A 16,783-nucleotide genomic window follows, 5' to 3' on the forward strand; every position below is an offset into this window, starting at 1 on the left:
GCTGTTCGTCGATCAGGCAGCGTTCACGCAGAAAATGTATCGGTCAGTTACAAAAAACTGATTGTTTCAAACCGCCCATCCGGGCCATCAGGCTGCCGAACGAATTAGGAGGGTTTCATGACCTACAGGAAGATCATCGCCGTGGCTGCGGCCACCATCGCCCTCGGTGGCGCGGCTTCGGTCGTTGCCGCTCCCAAGGATACGATTGCCGCGCGGCAGGCCAACTTCAAGCTGATCGGCAAGTCGTTCAAGGGCATCAACGATGAAGTCCGCAAGCCGGCCGGAGATATCAATGCGGTTCGCGGTCATGCCAATGCCCTGGCGCAGGCAGCCTCGAAGGTAGGTGGCCACTTCCCCAGGGGCACCGGGCCCGAAGCCGGCGTGAAGACCTCTGCCCTGCCCGCAATCTGGCAGAAGCAGGCCGATTTCAAGGGCTGGACCGCCAAGCTGGTCGATGCCTCGAACAAGATGAACGCAGCCGCCAGGTCCGGCAACATGGCGCAGGTGAAGGCCGCCATCCCCGGCGTAGGCTCCACCTGCAAAGGCTGCCATGACAGCTTCAAGGCCAAGGACTGATGGAAACCGCGCTGCGCAAGACCCGGCTATGGGACCTGCCGATCCGGCTGGTCCACTGGTCGTTCGTCGCCCTGTTGCCGCTGATGTGGTGGACGGGCGAGGAGCATGATGTCGATCTGCACAAGACGCTGGGCTATGTCTTCCTGGCGCTGGTGCTCTTCCGCATCCTGTGGGGCTTCGTGGGCTCTTCCAACGCGCGGTTTTCGCAGTTCGTGAAGGGGCCGGGCGCGGTCGCGTCCTACCTTCGCAAGTCCTTCGGTGGTGGCGAGGTCGAGCCCCATGCCGGCCACAATCCCGCCGGCGGGTGGAGCGTGGTGCTGCTGCTGCTGCTGCTTGCCGCCCAGGTGGGCATCGGCCTGTTCGCGCAGGATACGGACGGCATCGAATCCGGCCCGCTCGCCTATCTTGTCAGCTACGAGACGGCAGACGCCATGCGCGAACGCCACGAACTGGTGTTCAACCTGATCGTCGCCTTCGTCGTGATTCACGTGGCTGCGGTACTCTGGTACGGGCTGGTCAAGAAGGACCGGCTTGTCCCGCCGATGATCACCGGATCGCGCGACCTGCCGGAATCGGTCGATGCCCCGGTGCTCGCGCCCTTGTGGAAGGCGCTGATCGTCCTTGCCATTGCCGCCGCCTTCTCGTGGTGGATATCCAAGGGCGCGCCGACCAGCTGGGAAGCGCTTACCGCCCCGCCCCCGGCGGACATGTCGGAATACATGTAACCGCAAAATCCGGCTGTCTGGCGCGCTGGCACACTTGCCAATGCGCGCCGTTCAGCTAGTGGACAGGCCAATTGCGCAATTGGTTCACAAAACGAATTGTCCTGGAGTCGATGTCCCCCATGCGTATCCGTCTTGCTGCTGTCTCGCTCGCCCTTCTCGCTGGCGCCACCGCCGTTCCGCTGGCCGCACAGTCGGCAGATCCTGGCGAGACGGTGTTCAACATGCGCTGCAAGGCGTGCCACGTGCTGACCCCGGGCGGCGCTCCGGGCCCGCTCGCTCCGAACCTGCGCGGCGTCGTCGGGCGCAAGGCGGCGTCGACCGCCTACAAGGCCTATTCCCCGGCTCTGAAGGCCTCGAAGCTAACCTGGAACGCTGCCACACTCGACAAGTACATTGCCGCCCCGGCCAAGACCGTGCCCGGCACCAGGATGGTCATGGCCGTGGCCGATGCGAACCAGCGCAAGGCGCTGATCGCCTGGCTCACCCGCCAGCGCTGATCTGCCCTCCTCCGGCCCGGCCCCATCAGGCCGGGTCGCACTCAGCGATATTGGGCAAGTCGAGCTATCAGAGCGTTCCGCCAATGAACTGATCGGCCGCAACGGCTTCGAGCAGCGGCCTCGGATTTGCTCCATGTGCGGGAATTCGCGAAGAGCATTCCGCTTTCGGCCGCATTTGACGGCAACGTCAAGGCTGCGAGCACCAACAATTTCCATTCCGCGCGCAAAGGCGCCGCTTTCGCGGGCTGCCTGGAACTCTCTCTGAATGTGCAGAATTTGTGGCGGTGGGAGAGAGGCTGGAATCGAACTCTCTCTGCAAACTAAACCATTGATTATGAGATAATAGATGTGAGTTCGAGTCCCGCTCAGAGCGATTGGCAAACGTTGGATTCGTACAGGTCCTCAACACTGGAGAAAATCAGCCATCTTGAAATGTCTGTCCCCGGCCAGCAGCCTCTCGCGGTTCTTGGTGAAGACTGTCACATTCCAGATCGGCGCATCCATCGTCAGTCCGACGAACCAGCAGAAGAGCAGATTGTACTCCCTCTGCACCATCGTCTGACGTGAAAATCCGTCTCAATAGAATCAATATTCAGCTATTTATAGTGTCCGCCGCACGCAATCGCGCCGCACTTGACCGGGCCGTTGCGTTTGATGTGCTATTCGGGCAACGTCTCGAGCGCTGTATACGTGGACGTCCAAGGCAAATGCAAAACCAAATCCACTTTATCTCAGGCCTTCCGCGCTCGGGATCGACCTTACTGGCGGGAGTCCTGCTTCAAAATCCTCGCTTCCACGCTGGCATGACCAGTCCCGTCGGCTCCATGTACCGAGCTCTTGAGGAATCGATGAGCAGGAAAAATGAAGCTGCTGTCTTTATTTCAGACCAGCAGCGCGAAAACATTCTGCGAGGCCTATTCTCAAGCTATTACAACGAGATGTCGCATAAAGAAGTCATATTTGATACGAACAGGATTTGGTGCACCAAGCTTCCGGCGCTGTCGAGACTTTTCCCAGAAGCGCGCGTCATATGTTGCGTTCGCTCAATCAGTTGGATCATTGATTCGATTGAGAAGCTGGCACGGCAGAACGCCTTTGAACTGTCCGGTCTATTTGGATTTGATGCGAGCAGCACAGTTTACACTAGAGTGAACAGCATTGCTAAAAGCTCCGGCCTCGTGGGCTATGCCTTGGATGCGCTGCGTGAAGCTTACTATGGTGCCGAATCTAGCCGCATTATGCTTCTCGAGTATGATGACCTTTGCCGAAACCCAGAAGCGTCGATAGCGCAACTTTATGATTTCATCGGGCAGCCCCGGTTCAAGCATGATTTCGATAATGTCGAATACGAAGCAGACAATTTCGATCTTCAGCTGGGAGCCAAGGGTCTGCACACAATTCGCCGAAAGGTCGAATGGATTGAGCGTCCCACAATCCTTCCACCCGACCTATTTCAGCGCTTCCAAAATGACATGTTTTGGCGCCGAGCGTAGAGTTAAACGCACCAGATGCGAGGTAACGTCACTGTGCAGCGCCACTCTTCCGTCGCCGAGGTTTAGGTCGCGATGATGGCTTGGTTGGAAGTTGGAAAGCAAGATAATCGGTCTGCCACAAAGACCGGAACAAATCCCTGATGAAGCGGGTGGTGTCGGCAATTACTGGAACTTTCTGCAGGGCATCGCTCGCTTGCAGACTGATTTCAGCAATCGACCGCTTCCCATCAATTAAATTTAGCACCGCTGCCTGCGCCGGACCCAAGCCGCGCTTCCAATTGGGCTTGTAGATTTCTTGGCCATTAAAGCCACAACGGTAACGATAATGCGGGATGTAGCCGGTGTAGTCGCCGCTCTCAAAGCCCACGGCATAGGATTTCACCGGACGGTCGGGACGACATGCTGTGAAGAAGTGGCAGGCGTTGCGGTGATTGATCCGCTCCATGACCGACCATTGCTCAATGTCTGACAGATCAGCGACGGCATTGTAAAATGCGCTCTGTTGACCTTGGGGCGGGTAGTAGGATGTTTTTTGAAACAGATCCTGGAATACGAGGCCTGCTGAAGACGTAAGCTCAAGGCAATCCTTGACGGTATAGCTTCGATCCCGGCCATGAAGAAAAGTGTCAACAAGCCCGGCGTCGTACTGTAAGTCAGGAGCGAGCGAGAGATAGCTGCGTAGCGGATGATCTTGTGGCAATATCTTCAGCGCTTCTCTCACCATGACGAGTGAGGGCTCGCTCTGCCCGAGCCCCATCTCCCGGAACACCGACTGGAGCATTTCTACGCCGCCTCTCCCGAAGCGAGCATAGAGCATGATTGCTGCGACCCCGTCAGGGCGCAGACATGATGCCAATGCGGACATGCCCTTTTCGGGGGAAGCTAGGTGGTGGAGAACGCCCGTCGAGATGATCAGATCAAAATCCTGCCCCAACAGCTTCACGTCCTCAATGGGCAGTTGGTGTAGCTCGAGGTTCTCAAGGGAATGTTTGGCTTTGAGATAGGCGTGATGATCGAGAGATGGCTGGCTCACATCGATCGCTACAACCTTGGACTTCGGATTATTGAAGGCGATGATCGCTGCCTGGTTGGTCCCGCACCCAGCTACCAAGATATCAAGCTCGGGATTGTAATCCCTGTCTGGCCAGAAAAGGCGGTGGGCGTGGCTGGGATCGAACCACTGCCAGTTGTTTTCTGCCCACACGGAAATGTCCAGAATCGGCTGCGGATACATCCACCGCGCGTATTGCTGCGACACGATGTCAGAGGTCGGGTTGCTTTTCATCTGCACTCCTAAGGAACAGCATGATGGTAAAGATGTAAGGCTTTGCGCGAGAAGCCAAAAATAAAAGGGCTCGGGATTTCTCCCGAGCCCGTTTTTATTCGTGTCGCAATCAGAAGCCGACTTTGAAGCCAACCATGATCGTGTACTCAGCCGGGTTTCCGTAGTTGTACTGGCTGACATAGCCATCCAGCGTGAATGCGCTGTTTTCAGTTACAAACGCACTCAGCCCAGCAGAACCATTCACGCGAGTTTCGCGGGGCTTAATCCCGCTAGCATAGGATGACGACCCGAAATCTCCACGCAGCGTAAAACGATCAAGATCATAGGAGAAGTCATGCTCCAACCCAGCGCCAAGACGATAGGCTAGAGTTGGCGTGAAAGTACCATTCAGCCTGATGCCGGCAACGCCCGACGTTTGCTTGGCCGTGAAGCGATCATAGCTAAACTGAGCATCGAGTATACCAGCTTGCTGCGCCCCTTCACTGTAAGCTCGGCGGCTCGCGTTCGAGATGTTAAGGCCCACATAAGGCGTAACAAATGCCGACTGACCAAGCTTGAAGCCCCAGCCAGCATTGACCATCACCCCGAAGGTTTCAAAGCCCCCCTGCGCAGATACAGTCGTTGCACTTCCCAAGATATTGGACCGCGTAAATGTTGCATTTTCGCGCTTGTAGGCTGCAGCAATGCGTGCCTGCAGACCGGTGCCATTCGGCTGTGCTGAGTATCCAACAAAGCCGCCGAACATCGGACGCCGACTTGTCACATCAATCCCAGTGACGTCGTCAGGTCCTGCGCCAAACTCCACAAATGCGCCAATGCGTAATTTGCTTCCGAACCGCTTGGCAACCATCATTGCAACGGCTGTGTTGCTATCATCCCCAACACCAGCAGCCGATTGTCCCAAAGACTGATAACGGACGCTGGACGAGAAGCAGATGCCGCCGTCCGCAAACTGGTTGCAATCATAATTCCTGATCTGGGAACGAAGCACAAAGGCATTGCTGTCCAGAATTGTTTGCTGCGGAACAGCCATATCGACACCGTAATTGAGGATGCGAGCATCCCAGGCTGTCGAAGCAACGTTCTGGTTGTAATCCAACGCAGCTACCACGCCATTCGTGACGTTGAAAACTGTGCGCTCATTCGTGATGTTCGCCGCGGCAACGCCGTTGATCACATTCGCATAACGTCGGGTTGAGAAATCCTGACTGTATTGGGTATCGATGCCAAATGTCATGCTCGTTGCGCTCGCGCTGCTCAGGACATTCAGCTGGCCATATGAAGTCGCACCATTGAGCACGACGGCATAGTTCCTCGCCAGATCGCCGACGTAAGTAAGCGCCGGCGTAGATCCGCCCTGAGCATTTACGAGCCGGTCGATGCTGCCACCGCTATTGCGGATGCCAGAACTGTTGAGGCCAACCCCTCCTCGGATCGTGCCAAGGTTCACCAATTCGGTGATTGTACCACCGGTCTGGAGCTGAATGCCGGCCCCAGCATTGTTGGTTGGGCCACCGGCATTGCCGCCAATGATCTGTCCCTCGTTGAAGACAGTGTTTCCACTGCCAGAGAGCAGAACGCCGGCACCGCCATCAGCCGCTGAGCCGCCAAGTGCACCCAGCCCGCCAGCGCCGCCTAGTCCGCCAACGCCGCCGACGCCGCCAGCTCCGCCCAGACCGTTGCTGCCACCATCGCCACCGTTGCCGCCGTCGCCAGCATAGGCAGCCACGAGGTTAAACGGAGCGAAGAATGCAAATCGCGCGATGCCGGGTGATCCGTCCGTCGCGGTCGAGCCAGAACCGTCGGCTGTTGCCGTTCCGCCATCACCGCCCGAACCATCCGGAAGGCCGCCGTTTCCGCCATCGCCACCAGTTGCAGAACTGCTATTGCCGCTGGAACTTGCATTACCACCGTCGCCGCCAGCGCCGCCGGACGTGGTTCCATCGCCCCCAGCACCGCCATTGCCGCCTGTTGTAACGGAATTGGTGCCAGTTGATGTAGCATTTCCGCCTAAACCACCAGCACCTCCGAAGGTTCCTCCGGTTCCGCCGGCACCACCCACACCTCCAAGAGCCGTCCCGGCGATATTCGCATTGGTAGCCGTACCACCAGCGCCCCCCAAACCACCTGATCCGTTGGTCGAGTCTCCGCCGTCGCCACCACTACCACCAATGGCGATGCCTGCGGAGCCATCTTGAATTGTTGCGTTGCCGCCGCTGCCGCCATTGCCTGCGGAGCCAGTGACGGAATTACCACCATCGCCACCATAGCCACCAACGGCGTAGTCATTAAAGCCAATAATGACGTTCGCGCTGCCCCCGCTGCCGCCATTACCAGCGTTTCCGCTTAGCCCTGTGTTAGCGAAACCACCTGCACCACCTGAACCACCTGCACCACCAAATGCGGAGGCATAATTACCTGATGCGGCACCACCATTCCCGCCGTCGCCGCCGTTGCCGCCGTTGCCATATGCCGCATCGCCGCCAACTCCACCTGAACCACCAGCGCCAGCATTCGCGGAGCCGCGGAAGGAATAAGCATCCCCACCAGCGCCGCCGTTACCGCCATTCCCGGCGTCACCAAAGCCCGCAGCGTCAGCGCCAGCCCCTCCAAAGCCACCAGCACCACCAACGGCTCCATAGCTTCCTGAGGCGGAGTATCCATCACCGCCATCGCCGCCATTACCAGCATTGCCGTCGTTGCCATTCGTGCCAGAAACCGCAGAACCCGCCCCCGAGCCGCCTGCGCCGCCAAGGCCATTCAAGCCACCGGCACCACCGTTCCCACCGTCAGGAGTACCGGCATCACCATCGGCACCGAAGCCGCCGTCGCCGCCATTGCCGCCATTGCCGCCATCGCCGCCGCCACCATCAACACCAGTGAAGCCCGCACCAGGTGCTATGCCTCCGTAACCGCCGCTACCGCCAGCACCGCCATTGCCGGCATCACCGCCGTCGGCACCGTCTGCTCCGGGAGACAAACCAGGTGCCCCAGCTGCGCCGTCTGCACCATTGCCGCCGCTACCGCCAAAGCCGCCGGCACCGCCATTGCCTGAGATGAACCCACCGGCACCGCCGTTACCGCCGCGCCCGCCAGCACTGCCATCGAGGGTAAACTGATCCCCATCAGCACCACTGCCGCCGTTACCGCCAGCTCCGCCATTCCCCGTGGAACCACCGGCACCGCCATCGCCGCCATTGCCTCCGGCTTGACCGGCTACGGTGGCCGAAAAACCATCCCCACCGTTGCCGCCGTTACCACCAGCGCCGATCGTGCCATTAGCACCAGAAATGCTGCCGGACCCACCTAGGCCGCCAACGCCGCCGTCTCCAGCGTCACCACCGTCCTGACCGTCAGGGTTCAGCGCAGTGCCATCGGCACCATCGGCACCATTGCCGCCGGCCCCGCCATTACCGCCATCACCGCCGGCTCCTACGATACCATCAGCACCTGCGGCTGCATTTATGCTCCCGCCAAGTCCTCCAAGACCTGCAGCACCACCGTTGCCTCCGTTGCCACCGGCCTGACCATCGCCGCCGGCCTCGCCCGGCAACACGCCATTATCCCCATCAGCGCCATCGGCACCAAGCCCACCAACACCCCCATTGCCGCCATTGCCGCCAGCGCCATCTCCGCCTGCGGCACCATCACCGGCTCTGACGCTACCGCCCAAGCCGCCAAGACCACCGACACCGCCGTTGCCGCCGTTGCCACCAGCCTGACCGTCAGTGCCAGCTTCGCCAGGCAAGATTCCATCGGCACCAGCAGCACCATCAGCGCCATTGCCACCCGCACCCGCGTTGCCGCCATTACCACCGCGACCATCGCCGCCATCAGATCCGTCACCGGCGTTTATGCTGCCACCAAGACCGCCGCGGCCACCGACACCGCCGTTGCCGCCGTTGCCGCCGTTCTGACCGTCACCACCAGCTTCGCCAGGTAAAATTCCATCGGAACCAGCAGCACCATCGGCGCCATTCCCGCCGACGCCAGCATCGCCACCATTACCACCGCGGCCATCGCCACCTGCGGCACCATTCACTCCGGTGCCAAGTGCAAGACCGCCAGCGCCGCCTACACCGCCGTTGCCGCCATTGCCGCCGTCCTGACCATCACCGCCAGCTTCGCCAGGCAAGCTTCCATCGGCGCCAGCAGCACCATCCGCGCCGTTACCGCCGTTACCAGCATTGCCGCCGAAGCCGCCGCTTGCCGCTCCAAAAGAAACACCACCAGCACCGCCGTTGCCGCCGTTACCACCCGCTTCACCAGGTGTCGTCGGTGAGAAACCGTCCCCACCGTTACCGCCGTTACCACCGTCGCCGTCAAAACCGTCGGAGCCAGCAGGTGCAAATCCGGCACCGGCTCCCCCACGACCAGCCAAACCACCAGCACCACCAGCGCCCCCGTCGCCGCCATCCGGATTAACGGCGTCGCCGTCAGCACCGTCACCGCCATTGCCGCCAGCGCCGCCGAAGCCACCGTCACCGCCAGCCCCGTCGGCTCCCGATGCACCAATGCCAAAGGCAATGCCACCATAACCGCCATTGCCGCCATTGCCGCCATTGCCGCCGGCACCGCCATCAGAGCCGCTATAACCAGCATAGCCGCTGAGGCCATTTACACCGGCAGCACCGTTACCACCTATCCCGCCGAAACCGCCAGCGCCAGCATCGCCGGTACCGCCAGCGCTACCACCGTTGCCACCAGAACCACCATTGCCACCATCTGCGCCCGGTATTGGAGACGAGAAACCATCACCACCATTGCCGCCAGCACCACCGTTGCCGTCAAGGCCACTAGCGCCTGCAGTACCAAATGCGCCGCCAGCTACACCTCCTAGACCACCGCGGCCATTAGAACCGCCGTTACCGCCGTCACCGCCATCAGGATTAAGCACGGTACCGGCAGCGCCGTCAGCACCAGCACCGCCATCGCCGCCATTACCGCCTGCGCCGCCATCGCCATCGATGCCGTCCGCACCTGCTTGACCCAAGGCACCACCGGCAGCGCCGCCAAGGCCGGCTACACCACCGCGACCACCAAGACCGCCAAACCCACCATTGCCGCCATCTTGGCCAGGCAAAACTCCATCGGCGCCAGCGGCACCATCGCCACCAGTGCCGCCGATACCTCCAGCACCGCCATTACCGCCGTCGCCATCGACACCATTGGATCCCGATCCCAGAGCAACACCGCCAGCACCACCGGCGCCGCCGTTGCCGCCCGCGCCGCCAGCGCCACCACTGACACCGTCTTCACCGGGAAACGATCCGCTGTACCCATTAGCCCCGTAGGCGCCGGTACCGCCATTACCGCCAAAGCCGCCGTTACCAGCATTACCGGTGCCGAAGGCAATACCACCGGCGCCGCCAGCACCACCATTGCCGCCAGCATCGCCCGCAATGACACCTGCCGCGCCATTGCCACCATTACCGCCATTACCGGCATTGCCATCGGCACCAAGTCTACCGTCAACGCCGGCAATGCCATTCGTGCCTGCTACGCCCGCGACACCCGCAATACCAGCTGCGCCGCCATTGCCGCCTATGATTGTGCCAGCGTTTCTGAGACTAATGCTGTTACCAGAAATACCGGCACCACCGACACCAGCAGAGCCACCAGCACCGCCATTGGCACCAGCGCCACCGATTCCGCCAAACCCGCCGTTGCCCCCCAAACCACCGTTGCCGCCATTGCCGCCAGCGCCGCCATTCCCGCCGCTGGTGTAGCCATAACCATAGCTGTAGCTCGTGCCATCAGCACCACTGCCGCCGTCACCACCCGATCCCCCGAGCCCACCAGCGCCGCCGTTACCGCCATCCCCGCCGGCTCCACCAGCGCCGCCATTACCACCGTTGCCAGCCGCACCGCCATCACCGCCGCGGACCGTTACTCCAGCACCGACCGCTACCTGAGCATTGCTCGCCGTAACTGCCACCTGACCGGCACCGGCGTTTTGGCCAGCAGCCCCTTCGGCACCATTACCGCCGCTAACGCCATTTCGACCGTTGGCGCCATCAAGACCATCGGCACCATCTGCTCCGTCAGCACCGTTGAAGCCACCGATCGAGCCACCATCTCCAGAAACCCCGGCCTGACCATCCTGACCAGCAACGCCATCTTGGCCATCTTCGCCGGCTTGACCAGCGCCACCATTGCCGCCGTTTAGCCCTGCTGCTCCAGCCTGGCCCTGCGCGTTGCCAGACACCGTGCAGGGCGAGGACGTGCATGAAAAAACTTGGGCCGAGGCGTCACCAGGTGCGGCAAGTGTGCCCGCCAGCAAGGCCGCCGCCAGAGCCGCAGCAGAGGTCGTATTCAAATGGGACTGAGAAGATGGGGCAGATTTCGGAGCCAATACCTTGATTCCACCTGCGTTGTTTGCCACTTTCATAACAGCCCTCATGCAAAATTTTTGCAGGAATAGGGAGACTCTCGAAGCGGCGCAAATAAATTCGATATCGAAATTAGTTTCGCTGACGCAAACGGTAGATTCCAGCTTGTTCGCCCAAAAACGTTGAGATGCGGAAACGTCCCGATAGGGTCAGCAGCCACTTGACCAGCAGGATCATTGCCCAGGTGCCAAGCACGTCGCCCGGAAATATCTCGAGGGCAAAGTTCTCAGCTCTGTGATACGGACCGACCATCGCCACAGCAGCATTGTAGAGCAAGGCATTGCCGGCTGCGCAGCCAAGCGAGAGCCAGAGCAGTTGCATGGCACTCAAGCCCGCGAGCCTTGGGCTAAGCCTCATCGCTCGTGCCGCCAGGTAAATCCCGACAGGGGCTCCAAGCGCAATGGCCGTGGACACAACAATCCGCGCCTCCATGCCGAGCCCCATGATCTGCCCCCTTCTGGGTGGTCCATCGACAATCATAGTCTGGACCACGAAGGAGGAATGGAATGGCGAGGAAGCACAAGCCCGAGGAGATCATTGGCAAGCTGCGTGAGGCGGAGATCGTGCTGGCGCAGGGCGGGACGGTTGCCGATGCGTGCCGCCGGATCGGCGTTACGGAGCAGAGCTACTACCGCTGGCGCAAGGAGTATGGCGGCCTGAAGATGGACCAGGCCCGGCGGATGAAGGATCTGGAGAAAGAGAACCAGCGGTTGCGCCGTGCGGTATCCGACCTGACGCTGGACAAGCTGATCCTGCAGGAGGCGGCAAAGGGAAACTTCTGAGCCCCGCGCGCCGACGGCGCTGTATCGATCATATCAGGGGAATGATGCTGGTGTCCGAGCGGCGGGTGTGCCGCGTGCTCGGGCAACACCGATCGACACAGCGCAAGATACCGCGTGGGGCAGATGACGAAGCCGCCCTGACCGAGGACATCATCGCGCTCGCCAGACAATACGGTCGCTACGGCTATCGCCGGGTGACGGCTTTGCTGCGCGAGGCAGGTTGGCATGTGAGCTTCAAGCGGGTCGAGCGGATCTGGAAGCTCGAGGGGCTCAAGGTGCCACAGAAGCAACCGAAGCGTGGAAGGCTCTGGCTGAACGACGGATCGTGTATCCGTCTGCGACCGGAGTATCCGGGTCACGTGTGGTCCTACGACTTTGTCGAGGGACGCACGCACGATGGTCGCAAGTTCCGCATCCTGGCGATCATCGACGAGGCCAGCAGGGAAAGCCGCCCTACAGAAGAGACGTTCACGATGTTTCTTCGTGCCCTATACGACAACCCTAACTGCGAACCGCCCAAGACTGATGATAGTAAGCTAGGTGTCGCTTATCATGAAATTTGGGACAATTTGTCGCGATATGCTTTCGATAAGCTCGGATGGCATGACGTGACCGTAGATGTGCTTGGGCTCTCAATTGACGGCGAAGACACAAAATTGGCAAAAATGCTTGATATTGGAATGATTGATAACAGGCCTTTTGCCCTACAGCTGACCCGTGACGGGTTTATGTATTGCTACGATTGACGGTCCACTCAAAGGACAGTTGAGGTGACCGGGCTCTATGATCAGGGCCCAGCACCCAAAATGAAGAAGGCGGTCTTTTTTAAAAGAGGCACGCTCGAGGTAGGACACATTATCGAGCAAAAGCGACCGAATTTGTCGCAGAAAGGTCTAAAGAGGGCTACTATTCAGTGCTAAGCTCGAGAAAGGCAAGCCCCTATATGAGCGCAATAATACCAGAATCCGAGGTCTCGTTGGCCACCCTCAGCTCTCTTCTTGAAGACGCCGCCATCGATCACTCCGTCGAAGATGGAGGCTGCATTTACGTCACTGCTTCGCCTTTCAATTTTTGGATATCTATCGACGAAGATCGGAAGTTTTTGCGCTTCTATTCCTATTGGCCGGTGGCAATCGATACTCCGGAGGATAGGCTTCTCCGGTTCGTGAACGAGTGTAATGACAGCATCATCCTACTTCAATTCAGCGTGACGGAAGACCGGCAGCGATTTTACGGTTTCTACATGATGTATTATCGGGATGGTGTAATCCGTTCGCAGCTTCTGCGAATAGCAAGGCTCTTCTCAGAGCTTTTTCATCGAGCTGTGGAGCATGAGGATACCGAAGATCTGCTTGGCGTTGAAACCCTAGACCTTCCCCTATCCAAGGCAGAGCCGTCAGAAGGCCGCGCAATACACTGATGCACGGCGCTCTAACGCGGTCGATTTCGGTTGCCTATCCCCAGTTGTGCTGGAAAAGCTGCTGATCCAGTACGCCGCGCCCGCGATCTCGCTCAAGGAGATGATTATCGCGGCCGACCTACCATGGGCGGAGCAGGCGGCGATGGTGTTTGGCGCTGGGTGATCTGACGCAAGTGACACCCAGCCGCAGGGGTTGGTCTTTATGGCCAAATGCGGCAAACCGCATCAATGATTTCCCTAATCCCCCCGGAAGAAGACCAGCTTGCAATAGATAACTCACCGCTGTTGCGGGCCGCGCTTCTGACCCTCGAATACATGGATACCAGTGGCCCCATTGAACTGACGCCATCTAAGGCTCTAAAGCGCTATTTTGTGGAATGGGCAGCCGAGGCGTTTGCTTGGCCAAAGTACACTGCCGCGGACCTCTATTCCATGAACAAGGTTCTCAACGAGGCCGATTTCCCGCCCTTGGTCGTACTGCACGATCTCCTCGTAGGGCTGAAACTGGCACGCCATTACAAAGGCGCCATGCAGATATCGAAGTGGGGAACCAAGGTCAGGCACCGGCCCGGTGTTGTTCTGGCCGTTCTGGCTGAGCGCTTGCTGCACAACTACGACCACAGCCAGCATACCCGCTTCGGGGACACCGTGTTCGGCAACTGGGATATCTTCTTTAACGTGATCAACGTTGAAGCCCATGGTGGGTGCAGCGACGATCATCTGTGCCAGGTTCTTTATGGCAGCAGCAAAGACCGCGCCGGCATTGCCCATTCCCGGACAAAATCCGCATTCTATATCCACGTCCTACGCCCCTTGGTGTGGCTGGGACTGCTGCAGGAGCATACCGTCGGCGATGGGCTCGAGCGAGAGCGGATCTATACCAAGACGCCGCTGTGGGCTGTGGCGCTCAAGCTTGAGACGGATCGGCACTTGCCGGAATTGGTGGTGAATTGAGCCGATGGCGGGTGACAACTCAACTGATCCAGAGCTGCCTGACGCTGCCGTCGAACATATCAGCCAGATGCTGACGCTCGCCAAGAACAAACATCAAGAAGCGATGGCCATGCTCGGCACACCTGATCCGAGCGCAGTTCCTCGACTGCGGGAGGTGCTTCGGTTGCTTGAGGAGGTCGAGTTGTTGGCCGACGACGCCTCGACCTACATCGAGAGCGACGTAATGAAGGCGGCCCTCAAGGACCTGCACTTTCAGCAGGCCAGCGTTCAGATGGCGATTGCCCAGCTTGAGCAGTTGAAGGTGCGGTCACCCTGGGCAACGCCTTGGCCTTGGATCACCCTGATTGTGCTGGCTTTGCTGATTGTGCAAACCATAACCTGACGGGAGGCCGTACCGCCGTTTTCAGTAATCTCGCCCACCGCAATCCGAAACAAAAGGTACGGTTGCGGTACGGATCAAAAACCTCGCAAATCCGCCATTTTCTGAGACCGTACCTTTTTCAGCGAGGTCCAGGTGAAAAGAGACAAAAGCCCGTCAGAGACCGATTTTGGCGTTTTCAGCAGTCTCTGAGGTACGGTCGAAATCCGCAAAACGGCACAGAAACGTAGGATTCTTGGCCTCGTAGAGAGGCATGATATTGTTTCGCAAGGGGATAATGGCGGAGAGGGTGGGATTCGAACCCACGTTACGGTTGCCCGTAAACCGCATTTCGAGTGCGGCGCATTCGACCACTCTGCCACCTCTCCGCGAGATCGCCTGCGGGCGGCCGCTTGGCCTCCCGGTCGAAGAGTGGCGCGGTTAGCCGAAGGCGTGGCGCTTGCCAAGCCCTTCATTTGCCGAAATTGGGGATGAGGGGGCCGCCGTGCTTGTTTCGCAGGCGCACAACAATATATTGGATGCATGAACCGCATCGAACGCGCCCATTTCTACTCCCCGCAAGCTGGCCGCCTTGTCGACGCTCCCCGCCATTCCCGGGCGCGTTTCGCCATCGGCGATGTCGTGCGGCACAAGCTTTACGATTTTCGCGGCGTGGTGTTCGATATCGATCCGGTCTTCGCAAACAGTGAGGAATGGTACGAATCGATCCCGCAGGAAGTGCGCCCGACGCGGGAACAGCCGTTCTATCACCTGCTCGCCGAAAACGGCGATTCGAGCTACATCGCCTATGTCAGCCAGCAGAACCTTGTGGCTGACAGCGAAGGCGGGCCGGTGGAGCACCCATCGGTTGCCGAACTGTTCGAGGATTTTGCCGAAGGCCGTTACCGCCTGCGCGCGCGGCTGACGCACTGAAACTCAAGGAGGGGCAATGACGGCGCGCATCACGATCCTTGCAACCGCCCTCGCCCTGCTTCCCGAAACGGCTCAGGCATCTTCGTGCAAGCCGGCATCGACGCTCGACGGCACGTTCAAGGCCAACGACCAGGGGACCTATCAGGTCCGCCAGGTGGGGTCGGCGGTCTGGTGGATCGGCAAGAGCGCGGACAACGGCACCAGTTGGACCAACATCTTCCGCGGGACGCGCAAGGGCAGCGTGATTACCGGTTCATGGGCGGACATCGCCAGCCAGGGCGGCTCTGGCACGCTGACGCTGCGGGTTACCCCGACAATCAGCTCCAGCGCATTGATGCCGCCGGATCGGGTTTTGGCGGCACGATCTGGCTTCGGCCCGGATGCAGTTTCTCCAAGGCCGTGCCGATCGACTAGCGCAGCCCCTCAGCTCTTCAGCTTCCACCCGCGCCGCAGCAGCGTGAAGGTGATGCCACCCAGTACCAGGTTGAGGAAGCCCAGCGCGATGGCGCCGTGCAGCACCGCCTCGTTGGTGCTGCCGATATCGCTCTGGCCCAGGAAGCCGAAGCGGAAGCCGGAGATCACGTAGAAGATCGGGTTCGCCCGGCTGATCGCCTGGAAGGCCGGCGCGAGGTTATCGATCACGTAGAACGTGCCCGAAAGCATCGTCAGCGGCATGATGATGAAATTGGTGATCGCCGCGTTGTGATCGAACTTTTCCGCCCACATCGAGGTAAGCAGGCCGACGAAGGACAGCAGCATCGAGCCCATCAGGCCGAACCAGACGATCGCCCAGGGATGCGGCGCGGCCATGTGCACGCCCGGATAGAGCCACATTGCCCCGGCCAGCGCGAGGCCGACCAGCACCGCGCGCGTCACCGCCGCGCCGATCAGCGCGAGCATCAGTTCCACTTCCGAGAGCGGCGGCATCAGGTAATCGACGATCGTTCCCTGCATCTTGCCCGACAGGAAGTTGAAGCTGGAATTGGCGAAGGCATTGTTCATCATGCCCATCACGATCAGGCCCGGCGCAACGAAGGTGGCGAAGGAAACGCCCAGCACTTCGCGCCCTTCCCGCCCCAGCGCCACGGTGAAAATCACCAGTTGCAGCAGGGTGGTGATCGCCGGTGCCCAGATCGTCTGGGTCTGCACCTTGATAAACCGGCGCACTTCCTTGATATAGAGCGTCCAAAGCCCCAACTTGTTGACGCGATGGATGACGGGTTCGCCCTGGGCAGGGAACTGCCTGTGCCGGCTGACGGTGCCATCGGGATGACTTGTGGGTTGATCGGCCATGCCTGGGCGACTATCGGCTGGCCAGCATTTAGGCAAGGGACCGGAATTCCGGCCATCCCGGCCATGAACAGGATT

General features: G+C 59.8%; 19 protein-coding genes, 1 tRNA gene and 2 pseudogenes. 10 read left to right on the forward strand and 12 right to left on the reverse strand.

Annotated features, from left to right (window positions below):
- Nucleotides 1-117: 117 nt before the first annotated feature.
- The 3 genes from C0V78_RS04935 to C0V78_RS04945 all read left to right on the forward strand — a co-directional run bounded on the left by C0V78_RS04935 (nt 118) and on the right by C0V78_RS04945 (nt 1,798).
- A complete protein-coding gene (locus C0V78_RS04935) occupies nt 118-576 on the forward strand; it encodes a cytochrome c (RefSeq protein WP_101796702.1) in 459 nt (152 codons plus the stop codon).
- A complete protein-coding gene (locus C0V78_RS04940) occupies nt 576-1,301 on the forward strand; it encodes a cytochrome b/b6 domain-containing protein (protein WP_101796703.1) in 726 nt (241 codons plus the stop codon). Before C0V78_RS04935 ends, C0V78_RS04940 begins: the two co-directional genes overlap by 1 nt.
- 119 nt (nt 1,302-1,420) lie before the next feature.
- Nucleotides 1,421-1,798 (forward strand): cytochrome c family protein, encoded by a 378-nt coding sequence (locus C0V78_RS04945; RefSeq protein ID WP_101796704.1) that lies wholly within the window; start codon nt 1,421-1,423, stop codon nt 1,796-1,798.
- Between the two features lie 438 nt (nt 1,799-2,236).
- Here C0V78_RS04945 and C0V78_RS04950 read toward each other — a convergent pair.
- A pseudogene (locus tag C0V78_RS04950) lies at nt 2,237-2,362 on the reverse strand (transposase); the annotation flags it as partial.
- Between C0V78_RS04950 and C0V78_RS04955 the strand changes: the two are divergent.
- Nucleotides 2,362-3,291: a sulfotransferase gene (locus tag C0V78_RS04955; protein WP_216822156.1), complete on the forward strand. Its 930-nt coding sequence runs from the start codon at nt 2,362-2,364 to the stop codon at nt 3,289-3,291. The pseudogene C0V78_RS04950 and the gene C0V78_RS04955 overlap by 1 nt on opposite strands.
- A gap of 28 nt (nt 3,292-3,319) precedes the next feature.
- Here the strand turns inward: C0V78_RS04955 and C0V78_RS04960 are convergent, their stop codons facing one another.
- From C0V78_RS04960 to C0V78_RS14865, 8 genes are all read right to left on the reverse strand, one after another.
- A complete protein-coding gene (locus tag C0V78_RS04960; RefSeq protein ID WP_101796706.1) occupies nt 3,320-4,576 on the reverse strand; it encodes a bifunctional 2-polyprenyl-6-hydroxyphenol methylase/3-demethylubiquinol 3-O-methyltransferase UbiG in 1,257 nt (418 codons plus the stop codon).
- 109 nt (nt 4,577-4,685) lie between these two features.
- A complete protein-coding gene (locus C0V78_RS15220; RefSeq protein WP_158241465.1) occupies nt 4,686-7,340 on the reverse strand; it encodes an autotransporter outer membrane beta-barrel domain-containing protein in 2,655 nt (884 codons plus the stop codon).
- Nucleotides 7,337-7,468, reverse strand: a complete 132-nt coding sequence (locus C0V78_RS15225; RefSeq protein WP_256385666.1) for a hypothetical protein — start codon at nt 7,466-7,468, stop codon at nt 7,337-7,339. Before C0V78_RS15225 ends, C0V78_RS15220 begins: the two co-directional genes overlap by 4 nt.
- 6 nt (nt 7,469-7,474) lie before the next feature.
- A complete protein-coding gene (locus tag C0V78_RS14735; protein WP_216822157.1) occupies nt 7,475-7,753 on the reverse strand; it encodes a hypothetical protein in 279 nt (92 codons plus the stop codon).
- 285 nt (nt 7,754-8,038) lie between these two features.
- Complete coding sequence (locus C0V78_RS14740) at nt 8,039-8,422, reverse strand: hypothetical protein (RefSeq protein WP_144039836.1); 384 nt, start codon at nt 8,420-8,422, stop codon at nt 8,039-8,041.
- Nucleotides 8,423-8,428: 6 nt separating this feature from the next.
- Complete coding sequence (locus tag C0V78_RS04990) at nt 8,429-8,614, reverse strand: hypothetical protein (protein ID WP_101796709.1); 186 nt, start codon at nt 8,612-8,614, stop codon at nt 8,429-8,431.
- A gap of 36 nt (nt 8,615-8,650) precedes the next feature.
- Complete coding sequence (locus C0V78_RS14860; protein WP_158241466.1) at nt 8,651-9,157, reverse strand: hypothetical protein; 507 nt, start codon at nt 9,155-9,157, stop codon at nt 8,651-8,653.
- A 255-nt stretch (nt 9,158-9,412) separates the two neighbouring features.
- The gene (locus tag C0V78_RS14865) at nt 9,413-9,574 is read right to left on the reverse strand and encodes a hypothetical protein (RefSeq protein ID WP_158241467.1); all 162 of its coding nucleotides are present in this window, start codon (nt 9,572-9,574) and stop codon (nt 9,413-9,415) included.
- On the opposite strand from C0V78_RS14865, the gene C0V78_RS15230 reads away from it, so the two are divergent.
- Complete coding sequence (locus tag C0V78_RS15230; RefSeq protein ID WP_158241468.1) at nt 9,561-10,745, forward strand: hypothetical protein; 1,185 nt, start codon at nt 9,561-9,563, stop codon at nt 10,743-10,745. The genes C0V78_RS14865 and C0V78_RS15230 overlap by 14 nt on opposite strands.
- Before the next feature lie 295 nt (nt 10,746-11,040).
- Here C0V78_RS15230 and C0V78_RS05020 read toward each other — a convergent pair whose 3' ends face one another.
- On the reverse strand, nt 11,041-11,412 hold the full coding sequence (locus tag C0V78_RS05020; RefSeq protein ID WP_144039837.1) for a hypothetical protein: 372 nt from the start codon (nt 11,410-11,412) through the stop codon (nt 11,041-11,043).
- Nucleotides 11,413-11,474: 62 nt separating this feature from the next.
- On the opposite strand from C0V78_RS05020, the pseudogene C0V78_RS05025 reads away from it, so the two are divergent.
- From C0V78_RS05025 to C0V78_RS05040, 4 genes and pseudogenes are all read left to right on the forward strand, one after another.
- Nucleotides 11,475-12,196: pseudogene (locus tag C0V78_RS05025) on the forward strand (transposase); the annotation flags it as partial.
- A gap of 497 nt (nt 12,197-12,693) precedes the next feature.
- Complete coding sequence (locus C0V78_RS05030) at nt 12,694-13,170, forward strand: YbjN domain-containing protein (RefSeq protein ID WP_101796714.1); 477 nt, start codon at nt 12,694-12,696, stop codon at nt 13,168-13,170.
- Between the two features lie 210 nt (nt 13,171-13,380).
- Nucleotides 13,381-14,124, forward strand: coding sequence for a hypothetical protein (locus C0V78_RS05035; protein WP_173843338.1), 744 nt, complete (start codon nt 13,381-13,383; stop codon nt 14,122-14,124).
- A gap of 4 nt (nt 14,125-14,128) precedes the next feature.
- Nucleotides 14,129-14,506, forward strand: coding sequence for a hypothetical protein (locus C0V78_RS05040; RefSeq protein WP_101796716.1), 378 nt, complete (start codon nt 14,129-14,131; stop codon nt 14,504-14,506).
- A gap of 275 nt (nt 14,507-14,781) precedes the next feature.
- Here the strand turns inward: C0V78_RS05040 and C0V78_RS05045 are convergent.
- Nucleotides 14,782-14,871, reverse strand: a tRNA-Ser gene (locus C0V78_RS05045).
- A 163-nt stretch (nt 14,872-15,034) separates the two neighbouring features.
- Here C0V78_RS05045 and hspQ point away from each other — a divergent pair.
- Nucleotides 15,035-15,415, forward strand: coding sequence for a heat shock protein HspQ (gene hspQ, locus C0V78_RS05050; RefSeq protein WP_101798206.1), 381 nt, complete (start codon nt 15,035-15,037; stop codon nt 15,413-15,415).
- 423 nt (nt 15,416-15,838) lie between these two features.
- Here hspQ and C0V78_RS05055 read toward each other — a convergent pair whose 3' ends face one another.
- Nucleotides 15,839-16,708 (reverse strand): ABC transporter permease, encoded by an 870-nt coding sequence (locus tag C0V78_RS05055; protein WP_101796717.1) that lies wholly within the window; start codon nt 16,706-16,708, stop codon nt 15,839-15,841.
- Nucleotides 16,709-16,783: the final 75 nt, after the last annotated feature.

Source organism: Novosphingobium sp. TH158 (assembly GCF_002855555.1).
GTDB lineage: Bacteria > Pseudomonadota > Alphaproteobacteria > Sphingomonadales > Sphingomonadaceae > Novosphingobium.

Coding starts and splice junctions, on each gene's coding strand:
- C0V78_RS04935 (WP_101796702.1), top strand. CDS start 118: ATGACCTACAGGAAGATCATCGCCGTGGCTGCGGCCACCATCGCCCTC.
- C0V78_RS04940 (WP_101796703.1), top strand. CDS start 576: ATGGAAACCGCGCTGCGCAAGACCCGGCTATGGGACCTGCCGATCCGG.
- C0V78_RS04945 (WP_101796704.1), top strand. CDS start 1,421: ATGCGTATCCGTCTTGCTGCTGTCTCGCTCGCCCTTCTCGCTGGCGCC.
- C0V78_RS04960 (WP_101796706.1), bottom strand. CDS start 4,576: ATGAAAAGCAACCCGACCTCTGACATCGTGTCGCAGCAATACGCGCGG.
- C0V78_RS04990 (WP_101796709.1), bottom strand. CDS start 8,614: ATGGTGCCGCAGGTGGCGATGGCCGCGGTGGTAATGGTGGCGATGCTG.
- C0V78_RS14860 (WP_158241466.1), bottom strand. CDS start 9,157: ATGGCGGTGCCGGCGGCAATGGCGGCAATGGCGGCAATGGCGGTTATG.
- C0V78_RS05020 (WP_144039837.1), bottom strand. CDS start 11,412: ATGGGGCTCGGCATGGAGGCGCGGATTGTTGTGTCCACGGCCATTGCG.
- C0V78_RS05030 (WP_101796714.1), top strand. CDS start 12,694: ATGAGCGCAATAATACCAGAATCCGAGGTCTCGTTGGCCACCCTCAGC.
- C0V78_RS05035 (WP_173843338.1), top strand. CDS start 13,381: ATGCGGCAAACCGCATCAATGATTTCCCTAATCCCCCCGGAAGAAGAC.
- C0V78_RS05040 (WP_101796716.1), top strand. CDS start 14,129: ATGGCGGGTGACAACTCAACTGATCCAGAGCTGCCTGACGCTGCCGTC.
- C0V78_RS05055 (WP_101796717.1), bottom strand. CDS start 16,708: ATGGCCGATCAACCCACAAGTCATCCCGATGGCACCGTCAGCCGGCAC.